Annotated in this window: 18 protein-coding genes; 11 read left to right on the top strand and 7 right to left on the bottom strand. The window is 62.5% G+C overall.

The features are described from left to right. Window positions 1-181 precede the first annotated feature (181 nt). A complete protein-coding gene (gdhA, locus tag BUQ73_RS22855) occupies window positions 182-1,522 on the top strand; it encodes an NADP-specific glutamate dehydrogenase (RefSeq protein WP_079229789.1) in 1,341 nt (446 codons plus the stop codon). 121 nt (window positions 1,523-1,643) lie between these two features. On the opposite strand, the gene BUQ73_RS22850 is transcribed toward gdhA, so the two are convergent. The 4 genes from BUQ73_RS22850 to BUQ73_RS22835 form a co-directional block, all read right to left on the bottom strand. Further along, the gene (locus tag BUQ73_RS22850; protein ID WP_079229788.1) at window positions 1,644-2,132 is read right to left on the bottom strand and encodes a GreA/GreB family elongation factor; all 489 of its coding nucleotides are present in this window, start codon (window positions 2,130-2,132) and stop codon (window positions 1,644-1,646) included. Window positions 2,133-2,216: 84 nt separating this feature from the next. Beyond that, window positions 2,217-2,570 carry a hypothetical protein gene (locus BUQ73_RS22845; RefSeq protein WP_060484560.1) on the bottom strand — a complete coding sequence of 118 codons (354 nt, stop codon included), beginning with the start codon at window positions 2,568-2,570 and terminating at the stop codon, window positions 2,217-2,219. 271 nt (window positions 2,571-2,841) lie between these two features. Further along, on the bottom strand, window positions 2,842-4,695 hold the full coding sequence (locus BUQ73_RS22840) for a DUF4105 domain-containing protein (protein ID WP_079229787.1): 1,854 nt from the start codon (window positions 4,693-4,695) through the stop codon (window positions 2,842-2,844). A gap of 72 nt (window positions 4,696-4,767) precedes the next feature. Continuing rightward, window positions 4,768-5,256 carry a DUF3015 domain-containing protein gene (locus tag BUQ73_RS22835; RefSeq protein ID WP_054887210.1) on the bottom strand — a complete coding sequence of 163 codons (489 nt, stop codon included), beginning with the start codon at window positions 5,254-5,256 and terminating at the stop codon, window positions 4,768-4,770. A 252-nt stretch (window positions 5,257-5,508) separates the two neighbouring features. Between BUQ73_RS22835 and BUQ73_RS22830 the strand changes: the two genes are divergently transcribed. From BUQ73_RS22830 to BUQ73_RS22810, 5 genes are all read left to right on the top strand, one after another. Beyond that, complete coding sequence (locus BUQ73_RS22830; RefSeq protein WP_079229786.1) at window positions 5,509-7,947, top strand: Lon protease family protein; 2,439 nt, start codon at window positions 5,509-5,511, stop codon at window positions 7,945-7,947. 162 nt (window positions 7,948-8,109) lie between these two features. Continuing rightward, window positions 8,110-8,448 carry a hypothetical protein gene (locus BUQ73_RS22825; RefSeq protein WP_079229785.1) on the top strand — a complete coding sequence of 113 codons (339 nt, stop codon included), beginning with the start codon at window positions 8,110-8,112 and terminating at the stop codon, window positions 8,446-8,448. Between the two features lie 106 nt (window positions 8,449-8,554). Then, window positions 8,555-9,043: a TIGR00645 family protein gene (locus BUQ73_RS22820; RefSeq protein ID WP_003247486.1), complete on the top strand. Its 489-nt coding sequence runs from the start codon at window positions 8,555-8,557 to the stop codon at window positions 9,041-9,043. 243 nt (window positions 9,044-9,286) lie between these two features. Next, window positions 9,287-9,592, top strand: coding sequence for a DUF6482 family protein (locus BUQ73_RS22815; protein ID WP_079229784.1), 306 nt, complete (start codon window positions 9,287-9,289; stop codon window positions 9,590-9,592). A gap of 85 nt (window positions 9,593-9,677) precedes the next feature. Continuing rightward, the gene (locus BUQ73_RS22810) at window positions 9,678-10,295 is read left to right on the top strand and encodes an FKBP-type peptidyl-prolyl cis-trans isomerase (RefSeq protein WP_079229783.1); all 618 of its coding nucleotides are present in this window, start codon (window positions 9,678-9,680) and stop codon (window positions 10,293-10,295) included. A gap of 94 nt (window positions 10,296-10,389) precedes the next feature. On the opposite strand, the gene BUQ73_RS22805 is transcribed toward BUQ73_RS22810, so the two are convergent. The 3 genes from BUQ73_RS22805 to BUQ73_RS22795 form a co-directional block, all read right to left on the bottom strand. Further along, a complete protein-coding gene (locus BUQ73_RS22805) occupies window positions 10,390-10,635 on the bottom strand; it encodes a hypothetical protein (protein WP_060512530.1) in 246 nt (81 codons plus the stop codon). Between the two features lie 81 nt (window positions 10,636-10,716). Continuing rightward, window positions 10,717-11,058, bottom strand: coding sequence for a zinc ribbon domain-containing protein YjdM (locus BUQ73_RS22800; protein WP_043208469.1), 342 nt, complete (start codon window positions 11,056-11,058; stop codon window positions 10,717-10,719). Window positions 11,059-11,244: 186 nt separating this feature from the next. Next, window positions 11,245-12,213, bottom strand: a complete 969-nt coding sequence (locus BUQ73_RS22795; protein ID WP_027918268.1) for a polyprenyl synthetase family protein — start codon at window positions 12,211-12,213, stop codon at window positions 11,245-11,247. 244 nt (window positions 12,214-12,457) lie between these two features. Between BUQ73_RS22795 and rplU the strand changes: the two genes are divergently transcribed. The 5 genes from rplU (at window position 12,458) to BUQ73_RS22770 (ending at window position 16,147) form a co-directional block, all read left to right on the top strand. Beyond that, a complete protein-coding gene (gene rplU / locus BUQ73_RS22790) occupies window positions 12,458-12,772 on the top strand; it encodes a 50S ribosomal protein L21 (protein ID WP_003247466.1) in 315 nt (104 codons plus the stop codon). A gap of 37 nt (window positions 12,773-12,809) precedes the next feature. Next, window positions 12,810-13,067: a 50S ribosomal protein L27 gene (rpmA, locus tag BUQ73_RS22785; protein WP_003247464.1), complete on the top strand. Its 258-nt coding sequence runs from the start codon at window positions 12,810-12,812 to the stop codon at window positions 13,065-13,067. Between the two features lie 188 nt (window positions 13,068-13,255). Further along, window positions 13,256-14,485 carry an Obg family GTPase CgtA gene (cgtA, locus tag BUQ73_RS22780; RefSeq protein ID WP_079229782.1) on the top strand — a complete coding sequence of 410 codons (1,230 nt, stop codon included), beginning with the start codon at window positions 13,256-13,258 and terminating at the stop codon, window positions 14,483-14,485. Between the two features lie 85 nt (window positions 14,486-14,570). Beyond that, window positions 14,571-15,689, top strand: coding sequence for a glutamate 5-kinase (proB, locus tag BUQ73_RS22775; protein ID WP_079229781.1), 1,119 nt, complete (start codon window positions 14,571-14,573; stop codon window positions 15,687-15,689). Beyond that, the gene (locus tag BUQ73_RS22770) at window positions 15,686-16,147 is read left to right on the top strand and encodes a CreA family protein (RefSeq protein ID WP_079229780.1); all 462 of its coding nucleotides are present in this window, start codon (window positions 15,686-15,688) and stop codon (window positions 16,145-16,147) included. Before proB ends, BUQ73_RS22770 begins: the two co-directional genes overlap by 4 nt. The last annotated feature ends 60 nt before the right edge of the window (window positions 16,148-16,207 follow it).

Raw genomic sequence — 16,207 nt, 5'->3', positions numbered from 1 at the left:
ACCTGTGGGAGCGGGTTTACCCGCGAAGAGGCCACCACTGAAGGGTGATTTTGTATACATTTATATAAAACGCACCAAATAATTTCAAAAAAACGACATTTCGCCCTATTCCGGTGCGATTGCTTCTTGGTACATTCCAGAAAAAACCAATAAGTCCAATCCTCTTGGTGAGATGTCTACCATGATCGAATCTGTCGACAATTTCCTTGCACGCCTGCAGCAACGCGACCCGGGCCAACCGGAATTCCACCAGGCTGTGGAAGAAGTGCTGCGCACCCTGTGGCCGTTCCTCGAAGCCAACCCTCACTACCTGCAGTCCGGTATCCTCGAACGCATGGTCGAACCTGAGCGTGCCGTGCTGTTCCGCGTGTCGTGGGTCGATGACCAGGGCAAGGTCCAGGTCAACCGCGGCTATCGCATCCAGATGAGCAGCGCCATCGGCCCTTACAAGGGCGGCCTGCGCTTCCACCCGTCGGTGAACCTGAGCGTGCTCAAGTTCCTGGCCTTCGAACAGGTGTTCAAGAACTCCCTGACCTCGCTGCCCATGGGCGGCGGCAAAGGTGGCTCGGACTTCGACCCGAAAGGCAAGAGCGATGCTGAAGTCATGCGCTTCTGCCAGGCCTTCATGAGCGAGCTGTACCGCCACATCGGCGCCGATTGCGACGTGCCGGCCGGTGACATCGGCGTTGGTGCCCGCGAGATCGGCTTCATGTTCGGCCAGTACAAGCGCCTGGCCAATCAGTTCACTTCGGTGCTGACCGGCAAGGGCATGACCTACGGCGGCAGCCTGATCCGCCCTGAAGCCACCGGCTACGGCTGTGTGTACTTCGCTGAAGAAATGCTCAAGCGCCAGGACCTGCGCATCGACGGCCGCCGCGTGGCCATCTCCGGTTCCGGCAACGTCGCCCAGTACGCTGCACGCAAGGTCATGGACCTGGGTGGCAAGGTGATTTCGCTGTCCGACTCCGAAGGTACCCTGTACGCCGAAGCCGGCCTGACCGATGCCCAGTGGGATGCGCTGATGGAGCTGAAGAACGTCAAGCGCGGCCGCATCAGCGAGCTGGCTGGCCAGTTCGGCCTGGAATTCCGCAAGGGCCAGACGCCGTGGAGCCTGCCGTGCGACATCGCGCTGCCGTGCGCCACCCAGAACGAACTGGACATCGAAGACGCCCGCACCCTGCTGCGCAACGGCTGCATCTGTGTGGCAGAAGGTGCCAACATGCCGACCACCCTGGCTGCCGTGGACCTGTTCATCGAGGCTGGCATCCTGTACGCCCCTGGCAAGGCATCGAATGCCGGCGGCGTGGCCGTATCGGGGCTGGAGATGTCGCAGAACGCCATGCGCCTGTTGTGGACCGCCGGTGAAGTGGACAGCAAGCTGCACAACATCATGCAGTCGATTCACCATGCTTGCGTGCATTACGGTCAAGAGGCCGATGGCAAGGTCAACTACGTCAAGGGTGCAAACATTGCCGGCTTTGTGAAAGTTGCCGATGCCATGCTGGCTCAGGGCGTGGTCTGATCCGAGACTGCTGGGGCCGCTTTGCGGCCCATTCGCGACGCAAGGCCGCTCCTACAAGGGACCGCGATCCCTGTAGGGGCGGCCTTGCGTCGCGAATGGGCTGCGAAGCAGCCCCAAGGCCTCAACCGATCTCGATTACTTCGATCATCTGATCCCCCGCCGGCCGCCGCCACAGCACTTCATCCCCAGGCCCGGCCCCGAGCAGCGCCCGCCCCAGTGGTGACCCCCAGTTGATCATCCCGCGTCCGGCATCCGCCTCATCTTCGCCCACCAGCTGCACCACCTGCTCCTGGCCCTGCTCGTCGACGAACCTGACCCGGCTGCCAATCTGTACCTTGCTGTGTGAAGTCGCGGCCGGCACCACCTGCGCGCTCTGCACCCGCGCGCTAAAATAACGCAAATCCCGCTCGGCATCGGCCAGGCGCTGCTTGTCGCCGCGCTCGCCCTCGGCCTGCAACTCGCTGCGCAAGGCATTCAGTTCGCTCACGCGTTGTTGCAGCTGGCGCAGGCCGCTGGCGGTCACGTAATTGGGCTGCTCGCTGACGCGCCGCTCTACCGGTTGGTCGGCTTGGGCGGCGGCCTGGTCTTCGTTGACGAATGCACGGCTCATGCAATGGCCTCCTTGTACTGGAGACCAGCATGGCAGGCTGGCGGTTTCAGTGGATGTCAGTTTGCGACGCAGGCGCCGTGAAAATCAGCGGCGGTAGGCACGGGCGGCGCCCTGGTCTTTCTCCTGCTGCCATTCGCGGTCACGCTCGTCCCAGAAGCGCTCATGGTACTGGCGCTGCTCCTCGCTGTTCTGCATCGCGTGGCATTGGCGGAAACCATCGTCCCAACCGGTTTCGTACTGGCGATTGTGCAGGTAGCGCGGTACGTCCTTCTTGAAGTCGCCAACCATCAGGCCAGCCGCCTGGCGGCCGCTGCTGCAACCGTCCTGGTAGCCGTCGGCGTAGGCGGGGGGATAACCGTGGTTGACCATCTGATCGTGGGTGGTTTCGCAACCCGCCAGCAACAACGCAATGCACAAGCCGAACCAGTACCGCGACATGACCACCTGGACCTTTGGGGAGATACCGGAAAGTCTAGGTGGCGATTTGTCGGGGAGCTGTCAAAACAGTGTCAAAGAGTCGGTTGGTTCACATCTGTCGGCCATCATGCGATCAATGTGGGAGCGGCCTTGCCGGGACGCCGGACCGGTCGGAAAGGGGGGCGCAGCAGCCCCCAGAATTTCTGCATTCAAGCTGATATCGCCGGGGCCGCTATGCGGCCCTTTCCGACCGATCCGGCGTCCCGGCAAGGCCGCTCCTGCAAGTGCCGTGTCAGTAGTGATACCACTTAAGCTCCAGCATCACTTCATTCTGCGCTGTCGCCAGGTGGCTGAACTGGCGCGAAGCACTCAACCTCAGCCCCAGGTTCTGGCTAATCTCCCACTGCTGGTTCAGGCTCACACTGCGCCGCACCTCGCCATTGGTGAAGTAATCGCCCTTGGCCTCCAGCGTCATGTTGCCCAGGCCGTTGCGCCACAGTAGCCCACCATTGAACCCTGTCGCCGGGGCGATGAACTGGGCGAAGTCGTTGTGGTGTTCGACCCGCAGCGTGCCCAGGGCAAAACCCAGCAAGCCATCGGCCAGTTGCCAGGTGCCGCCGGCGCCGCCATTCACATGGCTCACCAGCACCTCGTCGTCGTGTTTGCCTGGCACCCGCTCCAGGCCTCCGGCCACTTGCCAGGACCAAGGCTTGAGCAACTCGTTGCGCGGCGTCAGCGAGCGGATGGTGGCCAGGTCCAGGCGCTGTACCTGCCAGTCGTTGCCTTCGTACTGGCGCACCTTGAGTTGCAGGATCTCGATCTGCGCGCCCAGCGGGAAGCCATAAGCGTTGTCGTTGAGGTCGTGGTAGGCCATGCGCAGGCCATATTCGGCGTAGGCACGGTCTTCTCGGGTACCGACGCCCAGTTGCCAGATGCGCGAGTCATGGCCGTCCTCAGGCAAGCCAGGGCGTTCGATCTGCAACGCTGGCGGCGGGTTGCTATTGATCGCCCGCAGCAGCTCGAAGCTGCGTTTGGCCTGCCCAGGGTCACGCTCCTGGCCGTTGGCCCGGTAGCGCTCCAGGCGGTAAGCGGCATCCTGCACCAGCGCCTGGCGCTCGCGGGGCAGGGCTTTGAATTCGGCACTTTGCAATTGCGCGGTATCGGCACTGACGGCCAGTACCTGGCGCTTCTCGTCATGGTCCAGCGGCTCGGCGCGGGCCAGCAGCTCGCGTTCGCGTGACGGGCGGTAGGTCTCGCTGGCCACCAGGCCGGACTGCTTCACCGCTTTAACCGTGTCGGTGGGGATGGCGGTGAGCGGGAACTGCGAGGTCAGGTCCAGGCTCGGCCGCGCCACCTGCAACAGCTCCAGCAGCCGGTAGGAGCAGTTTTCGTCGAAGAAGAAATAATCGAACTGGATCTGCTTCAGCTCCCAGACATGCTCGACCATGCGCCCGGTTTCTTCCGGCGTCAGGTCCAGCTGGTATTCCCACAGGTCGCGGTTCTCCAGGCTGCGGTACTCGGAGAGCTTTTCCTGGTAAGGCATCAGCGCGAACAGGCCAGGGTAGCCACCCATCAGGCCCTTCCAGGCATACAGGATGCTGTTGTCGCTGCCTTCGATGTAGGCGCCAAAGTTGATCGCGTAACTCAGCAGCGTGGTGTCGTCGCTGCGGGTGGTGGATTGGTCGATGCGCAGCAGGGTATGGCCGAACATCGATGACGGGCTGTTCAGGTAGGCCGCCGGGAAAATCAGCGCCGCGCTGTGCGGGTCGATCGACTGGTACCAGGTTTTGAATTCCTGGCAGTCCGGCTGCGGCAGGCCTTGCAGGCCGAGCTGTTCACGCAGCCAGCGGGTACGCGCGGGGAATACGCACTGGGCGTGCTTGTCACCCAGGCTGGCAGGTGCATACAGCGCTTCGACGGTGGCCTTGAGCTCCTGGTCGGGGTGGTGTGCACCGTCCTCGGCGAGGAAGAAGGCGTCATCGTCCACATAGCTGCGCCAGCCACCGAGCTTGGCAGTTTCGTAGTGGCCCAGGGCAATCCAGTAAGGGGTGTTGGCCAGTTGCTGGATACGGCCTGGGTCCAGCACGGGCATGGCATATACGGGGGCGCAGGCAAACAGCGCCAGGGAAGCGAGGCGTTTGAGCATATCGGGCAACTACTTCTTAACGATGCCGAAAAAAGGCGAAACCCGCCCCGTGAGGGGCGGGAGCAGCTGCACTCAGGCCTCGGTGGCGTATTTGGCCAGGCGTGGGTCGTTCTTCAGAACAGCCAGGGTGTTGCTGTGGACTGTTTCGGCAGTCACGTCTGCGCTGCTGAAGATCTGGTTGAAGTGCTGGTGGGTGACCGAGGCGAAGTAGCCGCGATCTTCCGGCGCCACACCCAGGACCACGGCGTAGGTGGTCAGGGCTTCGCCCTGGCCCATGGCCATGTCTTCCGACAGCTCGTTCATCATGCCGTTCATGGCGAACCAGGACTTGCCGCCGTAGGTCAGCGAAGCCTTGGTCGAGCAGCCGTTGGTACCGGAGGTCATGCCGAAGGTGGCGTTGCCGGAGGTGCCGTTGGTGGTGGAAGCCAGGAAGTGGGCCGGCGTGCCGCGCTGGCCTTCGAACAGCATGTTGCCCCAGCCGCAGTTCGGGCCGCCCGGCGCTTCGGCGAGGGCGTTGAGCGAGACCACGGTGAACAGAGTACCCAGAAGAATCCGTTTCATAGCATTGTTCTCTTTGTCTTAACCAAGGGTCAGGGTTGTCTGGCAACGCGGTTGCCAGGTCGGGAAAGCGTTTCACCCACCCGCGCAGCTTGGAGTTTAGGCATGATCTAAAGGTTGCGTTGTTGATTGCGAAAAATTTGCTTGTCCATGACAGCGTCGCAGCTGCGACATAAAGTCCCGTGGAGCCTTGCAAGGCGCGCGCGGGCAGCGCCAGAATGCTGCGTATCTGCCCCGCCGAAGTAAGGAAACCCAATGCCCGATCCTGTCGCTGCGCGCCTGCGTCTCGCGCCTGAAGCCCTGACCCGGCGTTTCTCCCCCGAGCAGTTTGCCTTTACCAATACCGACGATCTGGAGCCGTTTCGCGGAGTCCTGGGCCAGGAGCGTGCTGTCGAGGCCCTGCAGTTCGGCGTGGCCATGCCGCGCCCTGGTTACAACGTGTATGTGATGGGCGAGCCAGGCACCGGTCGCTTCTCGTTCGTCAAGCGCTACCTCAAGGCCGAGGGCAAGCGCCAGCAGACCCCGGCCGACTGGCTCTACGTCAACCATTTCGACGACACCCGCGAGCCGCGTGCACTGGAGCTGCCTTCTGGCAGCGCGGCCGAGTTCATCAGCGACATGGGCGGCTTGATCGACAACCTGCTGTCAACCTTCCCGGCGGTGTTCGAGCACCCGTCGTACCAGCAGAAAAAGGGCGCCATCGACCGCGCCTTCAACCAGCGTTACGACCGTGCCCTGGATGTGATCGAGCGCGCCTCGCTGGAAAAGGACGTGGCCCTGTACCGCGATGCCAGCAACGTCGCCTTTACCCCGATGGCCGACGGCAAGGCGCTGGACGAAGCCGAATTCGCCCAGTTGCCAGAAGAAGTCCGCGAGCAGTTCCATGAGGATATCGCCCTGCTCGAAGAGCGCCTCAACGAGGAACTGGCCAGCCTGCCGCAATGGAAACGCGAGTCGAACAACCAGCTGCGTCAGCTCAACGAAGAAACCATCACCCTGGCCCTGCAGCCATTGCTGGCGCCGCTGTCGGAAAAGTACGCCGAGAACGCGGCTGTCTGCGCCTACTTGCAGTCCGTGCAGCTCAACCTGCTGCGTACCGTGGTCGAGCAGCTGGTTGAAGACAGCAAGACCGACGCGGCTGCGCGCAAGTTGCTCGAAGAGCAGTACGCGCCGAGCCTGGTGGTCGGCCACCACGCTGACGGTGGTGCGCCGGTGGTGTTCGAGCCGCACCCGACCTACGACAACCTGTTCGGCCGCATCGAATACAGCACCGACCAAGGGGCGCTGTACACTTCCTACCGGCAGTTGCGCCCAGGTGCGTTGCACCGCGCCAATGGCGGCTTCCTGATTCTCGAAGCTGAGAAAATGCTGGGCGAGCCATTCGTCTGGGACGCCCTCAAGCGTGCCCTGCAATCGCGCAAGCTGAAAATGGAGTCGCCGCTGGGCGAGCTGGGGCGTGTCGCCACGGTCAGCCTGACGCCGCAGATGATCCCGCTGAACGTCAAGCTGGTGATCATCGGTTCGCGCCAGCTGTACTACGCGCTGCAGGACCACGACTCGGACTTCCAGGAGATGTTCCGGGTGCTGGTCGACTTCGACGAAGACATGCCGATGGTCGACGAGAACCTCGAGCAGTTTGCCCAGCTGCTGCGCACCCGCACCAATGAAGAAGGTATGGCGCCGCTGACCAGCGATGCGGTGGCGCGCCTGGCCACCTACAGCGCACGGCTGGCGGAAAACCAGTCGCGCCTGTCGGCACGCATCGGTGACCTGTTCCAGTTGGTCAGCGAGGCCGATTTCATCCGCCAGCTGGCCAGCGACGAGATGACCGACGCCGGGCACATCGAGCGTGCGCTCAAGGCCAAGGCCACGCGCACCGGGCGTGTCTCGCAGCGGGTGCTCGATGACATGCTCGCCGGCATCATTCTGATCGACAGCGAAGGCGCAGCCATCGGGAAGTGCAACGGCCTGACCGTGCTGGAAGTCGGCGACTCGGCGTTCGGCATGCCGGCGCGCATTTCCGCCACCGTCTACCCGGGCGGCAGCGGCATCGTCGATATCGAGCGCGAGGTCAACCTCGGCCAGCCGATCCACTCCAAGGGGGTGATGATCCTCACCGGGTACCTGGGCAGCCGTTATGCCCAGGAATTCCCCCTGGCGATTTCCGCGAGCATCGCTCTGGAGCAGTCCTACGGCTATGTCGATGGCGACAGTGCGTCGCTGGGCGAAGCGTGCACGCTGATCTCGGCGTTGTCGCGCACGCCGCTCAAGCAGTGCTTCGCCATCACCGGCTCGATCAACCAGTTTGGTGAAGTGCAGGCGGTGGGTGGGGTCAACGAGAAGATCGAAGGCTTCTTCCGCCTCTGCGAGGCACGTGGCCTGACGGGCGAGCAAGGGGTGATCATCCCGCGCGCCAACGTCGCCACGCTGATGCTCGACGAGCGCGTGCTGCAGGCGGTGGAGAACGGCATGTTCCACGTCTATGCCGTGAGCCAGGCTGACGAGGCGCTGAGCCTGCTGGTGGGCCAGGATGCGGGCGAGCTCAACGAAGAGGGCGTGTTTACCGAGGGCAGCGTCAACGCCCGAGTGGTCGAGCGCCTGCGTGAGATTGCCGAAATGATCAGCGAGGAAGAAATCGAGAAGGCAGAAAAGGAACGCCTGGAAGAGGTGATTGCCCAGGCCAAACCGGCCTGAGTCAATAAAACGGCGCTGGCGGCCATGTGCTACCGTTCAGCGCCGGTTTTCCATCTTTCTGTGCTGTTCTTCTATGCTGGAACTTAAGGACGGTATCAGGGTTCAGGATGGAAACAGCCTGGTTTTCAGGCTGAACAGGGCTTATTGGAGGGGGACGCGGCCATGCGCAACCTCAGCCTTACTCGCCAGTGCCTGGGCCTGGTGACCCGTATCGAATGCAGCATCCGCCCACTGGCCGGCGACAATGGCATGTGGACCTTGCTGTTTGCCGCCGGCATGGCCGGTGAACAACCTTCGGCGATCAAGGCCCAGGGACCGTTCCATGGGCCGATGGTGGCCGAGTCCGTGCTCAGTGCCATCGTCGAGAGCCTGACCCTGCATGGGTACCAGGTAGCCGATGATCCACAGATCTGGTGCCTGCACTTGCAGGCTCAGCTGCGGCGGATCAACGGCGAGCGCTGCCGGAACCTGGGGGATTATCAGTTCCACCCTGAAACCTGAACACATTCCTGGCGGTGCGGCATCCAGCCGCAGGCTTTTGCTGTCACAGGTGGCTGGCTATACTCGCGGCCGATTTTCCAGTCACCTGACGAGTCCAAAACCCTCCATGGAACGTATTCTCGAAAACGCGATGTATGCCTCGCGCTGGCTGCTCGCTCCCATCTACTTCGGTCTGTCCCTCGGCCTGCTGGCCCTGGCGCTGAAGTTCTTCCAGGAAGTTGTCCACGTCCTGCCCAACGTCTTCGCCCTGAGCGAAGCCGACCTGATCCTGGTAATCCTGTCGCTGATCGACATGTCGCTGGTTGGCGGCCTGCTGGTCATGGTGATGATTTCCGGTTACGAGAACTTCGTCTCGCAGTTGGACATCGACGAGAGCAAGGAGAAACTCAACTGGCTGGGCAAGATGGACTCTTCGTCGCTGAAGATGAAGGTAGCCGCTTCGATCGTGGCGATTTCTTCCATCCATCTGCTGCGGGTGTTCATGGATGCGCAGAACATCTCCACTGATTACCTGATGTGGTACGTGATCATCCACATGACCTTCGTGGTCTCGGCCTTCTGCATGGGCTACCTGGACAAGCTGACCAAGCACTGACGGCTGGCGCACTCCTTGTAGGAGCGGCCTTGCGTCGCGAAAGGGCCGCAAAGCGGCCCCGGCAATATCTGTTGCGAAGCTGAAAAACCGGGGCTGCCGCGCAGCCCGTTCGCGACGCAAGGCCGCTCCTGCAGGGCGTGCGCAGCGTTCAACTGACGAGCGGCGTCAGGAATGCCTTGTGCAATCTCTGGATCCGTACAAAAAATGAGCACTCATGCGTGGTTCCCAAAGCGAGGTGCTCTCATGAACCTGCATCAGCTCAATACCGAGGCCAGGGCCGGCCATGTCGACGAAGTGAACCTGATCGCCATCGAAGGTGGCGACTATCTCCTCGAGGCCCGGGTCAAAGGCCATCCCCACCCCCTGTCCGATACCCGCGGTGAGCGCTTGCGCGTGCACTCGGTGGAGGATGCGCGCAAGTTGCTGCAGACCATCCCGATGGTGTCGATGAACCTCGTGCACTGGTCGGTGCAGGACGAGATGTGCGGCATGGGCACGCACCCGGAAGAAGACCTGAAGGTGCCGATTTCCCAGCGTTCGGCCTGGTAGCTGCTCGCGGCGCCCCAGTGTGCTAGGCTGCTCGCCCTTTTCATCAAGGGCGCGGCTGCACTGCGCCCTGCAGTGGAGCACGACAATGTCCGAACTCAACCTGTCTACCGACGAAACTCGCGTCAGCTACGGCATCGGCCGTCAGCTGGGCGGCCAGCTGCGTGACAACCCGCCACCAGGCGTGAGCCTGGAAGCCATCCTGGCCGGCCTGACCGACGCCTTCAACGGCGCCGATAGCCGCGTCAGCGAAGCCGACCTGTCGGCCAGCTTCAAGGTCATCCGCGACCTGATGCAAGCCGAAGCTGCCGCCAAGGCTGAAGCCGCCGCTGCCGCTGGCAAGGAATTCCTGGTCGAGAACGCCAAGCGTGACGGCATCACCACCCTGGCTTCGGGCCTGCAGTTCGAAGTGCTGACCGCAGGTGAAGGCGCCAAGCCGACCCGCGAAAGCAACGTGCGCACCCACTACCACGGCACGCTGATCGACGGCACCGTGTTCGACAGCTCCTACGACCGTGGTCAGCCGGCTGAATTCCCGGTTGGTGGCGTGATCGCCGGCTGGACCGAAGCCCTGCAGCTGATGAACGCCGGCAGCAAATGGCGCCTGTACGTGCCAAGCGAGCTGGCCTACGGCGCCCAAGGAGTTGGTAGCATCCCGCCGCACAGCGTCCTGGTGTTCGACGTCGAGCTGCTCGACGTTCTGTAATACCGCTAGGGCCGCTTTGCGGCCCATTCGCGGGCAAGTCGGGGCGCCGAACCGCCGCTCCGACTTGCCCGCGAAGTGGCCGGCGCTGCCAGCCTCAATTCCAGTCGGTTCCCCCAGGGCGCAATGCCCGTGCATAGCAGAACAGAAACAAATTCCGCACCAGCTCCTTGAGCACCACTGGCTCACTCGAATTCAGCCCGTACAGATCCAGGTCTCCCTGGTCGCGCAGTTCGTCCAGTGCTTCTTCTTCGAGCACCGCGCACACCTCACCGGTTTCCCGGTGGAGGATGCGCAGGTAAGGGTGGGGGCGGTCCAGCCAGGCGTCGATCAGATAAGTCATGGCTATTCTCCTTGGAAAGCGGTTCCAATGAGAATAATTCTTATTATCAGAATAGCAAGCGCCAATTGGCGGATTTTGTAATCAGACCTTACGCACGAATTCCGACTTCAGCTTCATGGCGCCGATGCCGTCGATCTTGCAGTCGATGTCGTGGTCGCCATCGCACAGGCGGATGTTCTTGACCTTGGTGCCGACCTTGACCACCAGGGACGAGCCCTTGACCTTGAGGTCCTTGATCACGGTAACGGTATCGCCATCCTGCAGGACGTTGCCGACCGAATCCTTCTTCACCACGTCATCGCTGGCGGCTTCGGCTTCGCCATTGGCCGACCACTCGTGGGCGCACTCCGGGCAGATCAGCTGGGTGCCATCCTCGTAGGTGTATTCGGAGTTGCATTTGGGGCAGGGAGGCAGAGTGCTCACTTCGGATCCTTAAAACAGACGGGCGGTTAAAAGCCCACATTGTATGAGGTTTTGCGCACGAAGTGTTTTTGTCCGGACAAAAGCATCGCGGGCAAGCCCACTCCCACAGAATTTGCGCGGCCATTGAGGCGTGTGCAGTACCTGTGGGAGCGGGCTTGCCCGCGAAGAATATGGCGACTCGGCCTGTCAGTGAGTACGCGCGACGGCAAACTCGCTCAGCTCGACCAGCGCATCCCGGTATTCGCTGGCTGGCAGTACTTCCAGGCAAGCGATGGCGCGTTTGACGTAGTCACGCGCCAGCTCGGCGGTGTACTTCAGGGCGCCCGAGGCCTCGACGGCTTCGCGAATCTGCTCCAGGTCCTCCAGGCCACCTTTCTGGATCGCCTTGCGCACCAGTGCAGCCTGTTCAGGCGTGCCTTCGCGCATGGTGTAGATCAGTGGCAGGGTAGGCTTGCCTTCGGCCAGGTCGTCGCCGACATTCTTGCCCAGGGCTTCGGCATCGCCTTCGTAGTCGAGCAGGTCGTCGACCAGCTGGAAGGCCACGCCCAGGTGGTCGCCGAAGGTGCGCAGGGCTTCGCGCTGCTCTTCGCTGGCTTCGGCCAGCGCTGCGGCGCTGTGGGTCGAGGCCTCGAACAACATCGCGGTCTTGCCGCGGATGACGTCCATGTAGACCTCTTCGGTGGTGCTGGCATCGCGTACCCGCGACAGCTGCAGCACTTCGCCCTCGGCGATTACCCGGGTGGCCTTGGAGAGGATCTGCATGACCGGCATCGAGCCCAGTTCGACCATCATTTCGAACGAGCGCGAATAGAGGAAGTCGCCCACCAGCACGCTTGGCGCGTTGCCCCACAGGGCATTGGCGGTGGAACGGCCACGGCGCATGCCAGACATGTCGACCACATCGTCGTGCAGCAGGGTGGCGGTGTGCAGGAATTCGATGGTCGCGGCCAGCAGGCGCAGGTCGGCGCCCTCGCGGCCCAGGGCCTTGCCGCACAGCAGGACCAGCAGCGGACGCAGGCGCTTGCCCCCGGCGGAGGTGATATAGTCGCCGATCTTCGATACCAGCGGCACGCGCGAGGTCAGCTGCTTCTTGATGATCTCGTCGACGGCGCTGAAATCTTCAGCTACCGCGCGGTAGAAGGTTTGGGGTTGCATCGGCTGCTCCAGTGAGGTTGCGCGGCATGCTAGGTCGCGGGTTCCGGTGTGTCAAGGCGCGGTGCCGGCCGCCCGGGGCCGGGACTTGCAAGCAAAACCTGGGTTGCGTACAATCGCGCACCCTAACTTCCTGGGCAGCACCTGCCTTACGCAATTGCACAGGGCCGTTCCAGCCCCATGCAGCCATGCCAGCCAATACTCATCATATAAAGCGCTGGGTGAGCAGGATTATCGGAGAAATACCATGTCTTACGCAGTAATCGTTACCGGCGGCAAGCAGTACAAAGTCGCTGAAGGTGAATTCCTCAAGATCGAAAAACTGGAAGTCGCCACTGGCGAATCCGTGACCTTCGATCGCGTTCTGCTGGTTGCCAACGGTGAAGAAGTCACCATCGGCGCACCAGTCGTCGCCGGCGCTAAAGTGGTTGCCGAAGTCGTTTCGCAAGGCCGTCACGACAAGGTTCGCATCATCAAGTTCCGTCGTCGTAAGCACCACATGAAGCGTATGGGCCACCGCCAGTGGTTCACCGAGATCAAAATCACCGGTATCCAGGCTTAATCGCCCGGTTCCCCTGAATTTATTTGGAGATTGAACCATGGCTCACAAGAAGGCTGGTGGTAGTACTCGTAACGGTCGCGACTCAGAATCGAAACGCCTTGGCGTGAAGATGTATGGCGGCCAGGTTATCAAGCCAGGCAACATCATCGTCCGTCAGCGCGGCACCGAATTCCACGCTGGCTACGGCGTTGGCATGGGCAAGGATCACACCTTGTTCGCCAAGATCGAAGGCGTGATCAAGTTCGAGAAGAAAGGCGAGTTCATGCGCCGTTACGTGAGCATCGTCGCCGCTTAATCGCGACGTCGCTCCAGAAGCCCCGTCATGCGACGGGGCTTTTTCGTTTGTGGTGAGCCTCTTGCAAAGCTGTTTGTATGGGCTGCCGGCGTGGGTTTCTACGGTCGTACGGGGCCGCCGCGCTCATTTTTGCAAGAGCCTCAGGTTTTTCAGTATTCAACTCGCCCGCAGGCGAGAGGCGGTTTCCAATGAAGTTTGTTGACGAAGTATCCATTCGGGTCAAAGCCGGTGACGGCGGTAACGGTTGCATGAGCTTCCGCCGCGAGAAGTTCATCGAGAACGGCGGCCCCAACGGCGGCGACGGTGGTGACGGTGGTTCGGTGTACATGGTGGCCGACGAAAACCTCAACACCCTGGTCGACTATCGCTACACCCGTCACCACGAAGCCCAGCGCGGCTCCAATGGCGGCAGCACCGACTGCACCGGCAAGAAGGGCGATGACCTGTTCCTGCGCGTACCGGTCGGCACCACCGTGATCGACGCCTCGACCCAGGAAGTGATCGGTGATCTGATCACCCCCGGGCAGAAGCTGATGGTCGCCCAAGGCGGCTGGCACGGCCTGGGCAACACCCGTTTCAAGTCCAGCACCAACCGTGCGCCGCGCCAGACCACTCCAGGCAAGCCGGGTGACCAGCGCGACCTGAAGATGGAAATGAAGGTATTGGCCGACGTTGGCCTGCTGGGCCTGCCAAACGCCGGCAAGAGCACCTTCATCCGTTCGGTTTCGGCGGCCAAGCCGAAAGTGGCCGACTACCCGTTCACTACCCTGGTGCCAAACCTGGGCGTGGTCAGCGTCGACCGCTGGAAGAGCTTCGTCATCGCCGACATCCCCGGCCTGATCGAAGGCGCTTCCGACGGTGCCGGCCTGGGCATCCGCTTCCTCAAGCACCTGGCGCGTACCCGCGTGCTGCTGCACCTGGTGGACATCGCGCCGCTGGACGAAAGCAGCCCGGCCGATGCCGCTGAAGTGATCGTCAACGAACTGACCCGCTTCAGCCCGTCGCTGGCCGAGCGTGAGCGTTGGCTGGTGCTGAACAAGTCGGACATGGTCATGGACGACGAGCGTGATGAGCGTGTTCAGGAAGTGATCGATCGCCTGGAGTGGGAAGGCCCGGTCTACGTGATCTCGGCTATCTCCAAGCAGGGCACCGACAAGCTCAGCCACGACCTGATGCGCTACCTCGAAGACCGCGCCGACCGCCTGGCCAACGACCCGGCATACGCCGAAGAGCTGGCCGACCTCGACCAGCGCATCGAAGACGAAGCCCGTGCCCAGCTGCAGGCCCTGGACGACGCCCGTACCCTGCGTCGCACTGGCGTCAAGAGCGTGCACGACATCGGCGACGACGACGACGCCTGGGACGATGATTTCGAGGACGACGAAGACGGCCCGGAAATCATTTACGTGCGCGACTGATCGGTTGCAGTACACTAAACGCCGCTCTCAGGAGCGGCGTTTTTGTATCCACGGTATCTACAGATTCGACATAGGTTGGAAGAAGATGCGAAGCAAGGTGACGGGCGCCAAGCGCTGGGTCGTGAAGATTGGCAGTGCCCTGCTGACCGCCGATGGCAAGGGCCTCGACCGCGGCGCCATGGCCGTATGGGTCGAGCAGATGGTCGCGCTGCGTGAAGCAGGCGTGGAGTTGGTACTGGTCTCCTCCGGGGCCGTGGCTGCCGGCATGAGCCAGCTGGGCTGGACTTCGCGACCGAGTGCGATGAACGAGCTGCAGGCGGCGGCCTCGATTGGCCAGATGCGCCTGGTGCAGGCCTGGGAATCGAGCTTCGGCGAGCATGGCAAGCACACCGCGCAAATCCTCCTGACCCACGACGACCTGTCCGACCGCAAGCGTTACCTGAACGCCCGCAGCACCCTGCGTACCTTGGTCGACCTGGGTGTGGTGCCGGTGATCAACGAAAACGACACCGTGGTCACCGACGAGATCCGTTTCGGCGATAACGATACCTTGGCCGCGCTGGTGGCCAACCTGGTGGAAGCCGACCTGCTGGTGATTCTCACCGACCGCGACGGCATGTTCGATGCCGACCCGCGCAACAACCCAGAAGCCCAGCTGATCTACGAAGCCCGCGCGGACGACCCGTCGCTCGATGCCGTGGCCGGTGGTACCGGTGGTGCACTGGGCCGTGGTGGCATGCAGACCAAGCTGCGCGCCGCGCGCCTGGCAGCTCGTTCCGGCGCTCACACGATCATCATCGGTGGTCGCATCGAGCGCGTGCTGGACCGGCTGAAGGCCGGCGAGCGCCTGGGCACGCTGCTGTCGCCTGAGCGCGGCATGTTGGCGGCACGCAAGCAGTGGCTGGCAGGCCACCTGCAAACCCGCGGCACCCTGGTGCTCGACGCCGGTGCCGTGCAGGCGCTGCGCGAAGCGCACAAGAGCCTGCTGCCGGTCGGCGTGAAGACCGTGCAGGGCAGCTTCCGCCGTGGCGAGATGGTGGTTTGCGTCGGTCCGGACGGCGTCGAAGTGGCCCGTGGCCTGGCCAACTACAGCGCGCTGGAAGCGCAGAAGATCATTGGCCAGCCGTCCGATCAGATCGAGGCTGTGCTGGGCTACATCGCCGAGCCGGAGCTGGTGCATCGCGACAACCTGGTGCTGGTATGAAGCGGCTCAAGCGGGCGCTCGCCCTGGCAGTATTTGCCCTGCCGATGCTGGCTGGGGCCGAGGAAATCGGCCAGGTTTCCACCGTGTTCAAGTTCCTTGGACCAAACGACCGCATCGTGGTCGAGGCCTTTGACGACCCCAAGGTCGAGGGTGTGACCTGCTACCTGTCGCGGGCCAAGACCGGCGGCGTGAAGGGTGGATTGGGGTTGGCGGAAGATCGCGCGGAGGCTTCGATTGCCTGCCGTCAGGTCGGGCCCATCAACTTCAAGGGTGATTTGAAGGATGGCGAGGAGGTGTTCAAGGAGCGCACCTCGCTGGTGTTCAAGACCATGCAGGTGGTGCGTTTCCTGGACAAGAAACGCAATACCCTGGTGTACCTGGTGTACAGCGACCGCATGATCGAGGGCAGCCCGCAGAATGCGGTAACGGCTATTCCGATTTTGCCTTGGGCTCATTGATAGCCTGGTAGATTGCCGGGAGGCCTTTGGCCTCCTTTCCGACCGGTCCGGCGCCCCGGC

The sequence above is a fragment of the Pseudomonas putida genome, assembly GCF_002025705.1.
GTDB classification, from domain to species: domain Bacteria; phylum Pseudomonadota; class Gammaproteobacteria; order Pseudomonadales; family Pseudomonadaceae; genus Aquipseudomonas; species Aquipseudomonas putida_J.
This window is presented reverse-complemented; position numbering and strand designations above follow the sequence as displayed.

What these genes read in the sequence shown, in the direction of transcription:
- BUQ73_RS22825 (WP_079229785.1), top strand. Translation starts at nt 8,110, where the DNA reads ATGCGCAACCTCAGCCTTACTCGCCAGTGCCTGGGCCTGGTGACCCGT.
- BUQ73_RS22805 (WP_060512530.1), bottom strand. Translation starts at nt 10,635, where the DNA reads ATGACTTATCTGATCGACGCCTGGCTGGACCGCCCCCACCCTTACCTG.
- BUQ73_RS22830 (WP_079229786.1), top strand. Translation starts at nt 5,509, where the DNA reads ATGCCCGATCCTGTCGCTGCGCGCCTGCGTCTCGCGCCTGAAGCCCTG.
- BUQ73_RS22810 (WP_079229783.1), top strand. Translation starts at nt 9,678, where the DNA reads ATGTCCGAACTCAACCTGTCTACCGACGAAACTCGCGTCAGCTACGGC.
- proB (WP_079229781.1), top strand. Translation starts at nt 14,571, where the DNA reads ATGCGAAGCAAGGTGACGGGCGCCAAGCGCTGGGTCGTGAAGATTGGC.
- BUQ73_RS22845 (WP_060484560.1), bottom strand. Translation starts at nt 2,570, where the DNA reads ATGTCGCGGTACTGGTTCGGCTTGTGCATTGCGTTGTTGCTGGCGGGT.
- rplU (WP_003247466.1), top strand. Translation starts at nt 12,458, where the DNA reads ATGTCTTACGCAGTAATCGTTACCGGCGGCAAGCAGTACAAAGTCGCT.
- rpmA (WP_003247464.1), top strand. Translation starts at nt 12,810, where the DNA reads ATGGCTCACAAGAAGGCTGGTGGTAGTACTCGTAACGGTCGCGACTCA.
- gdhA (WP_079229789.1), top strand. Translation starts at nt 182, where the DNA reads ATGATCGAATCTGTCGACAATTTCCTTGCACGCCTGCAGCAACGCGAC.
- BUQ73_RS22815 (WP_079229784.1), top strand. Translation starts at nt 9,287, where the DNA reads ATGAACCTGCATCAGCTCAATACCGAGGCCAGGGCCGGCCATGTCGAC.
- BUQ73_RS22820 (WP_003247486.1), top strand. Translation starts at nt 8,555, where the DNA reads ATGGAACGTATTCTCGAAAACGCGATGTATGCCTCGCGCTGGCTGCTC.
- BUQ73_RS22840 (WP_079229787.1), bottom strand. Translation starts at nt 4,695, where the DNA reads ATGCTCAAACGCCTCGCTTCCCTGGCGCTGTTTGCCTGCGCCCCCGTA.
- cgtA (WP_079229782.1), top strand. Translation starts at nt 13,256, where the DNA reads ATGAAGTTTGTTGACGAAGTATCCATTCGGGTCAAAGCCGGTGACGGC.
- BUQ73_RS22850 (WP_079229788.1), bottom strand. Translation starts at nt 2,132, where the DNA reads ATGAGCCGTGCATTCGTCAACGAAGACCAGGCCGCCGCCCAAGCCGAC.
- BUQ73_RS22795 (WP_027918268.1), bottom strand. Translation starts at nt 12,213, where the DNA reads ATGCAACCCCAAACCTTCTACCGCGCGGTAGCTGAAGATTTCAGCGCC.
- BUQ73_RS22770 (WP_079229780.1), top strand. Translation starts at nt 15,686, where the DNA reads ATGAAGCGGCTCAAGCGGGCGCTCGCCCTGGCAGTATTTGCCCTGCCG.
- BUQ73_RS22835 (WP_054887210.1), bottom strand. Translation starts at nt 5,256, where the DNA reads ATGAAACGGATTCTTCTGGGTACTCTGTTCACCGTGGTCTCGCTCAAC.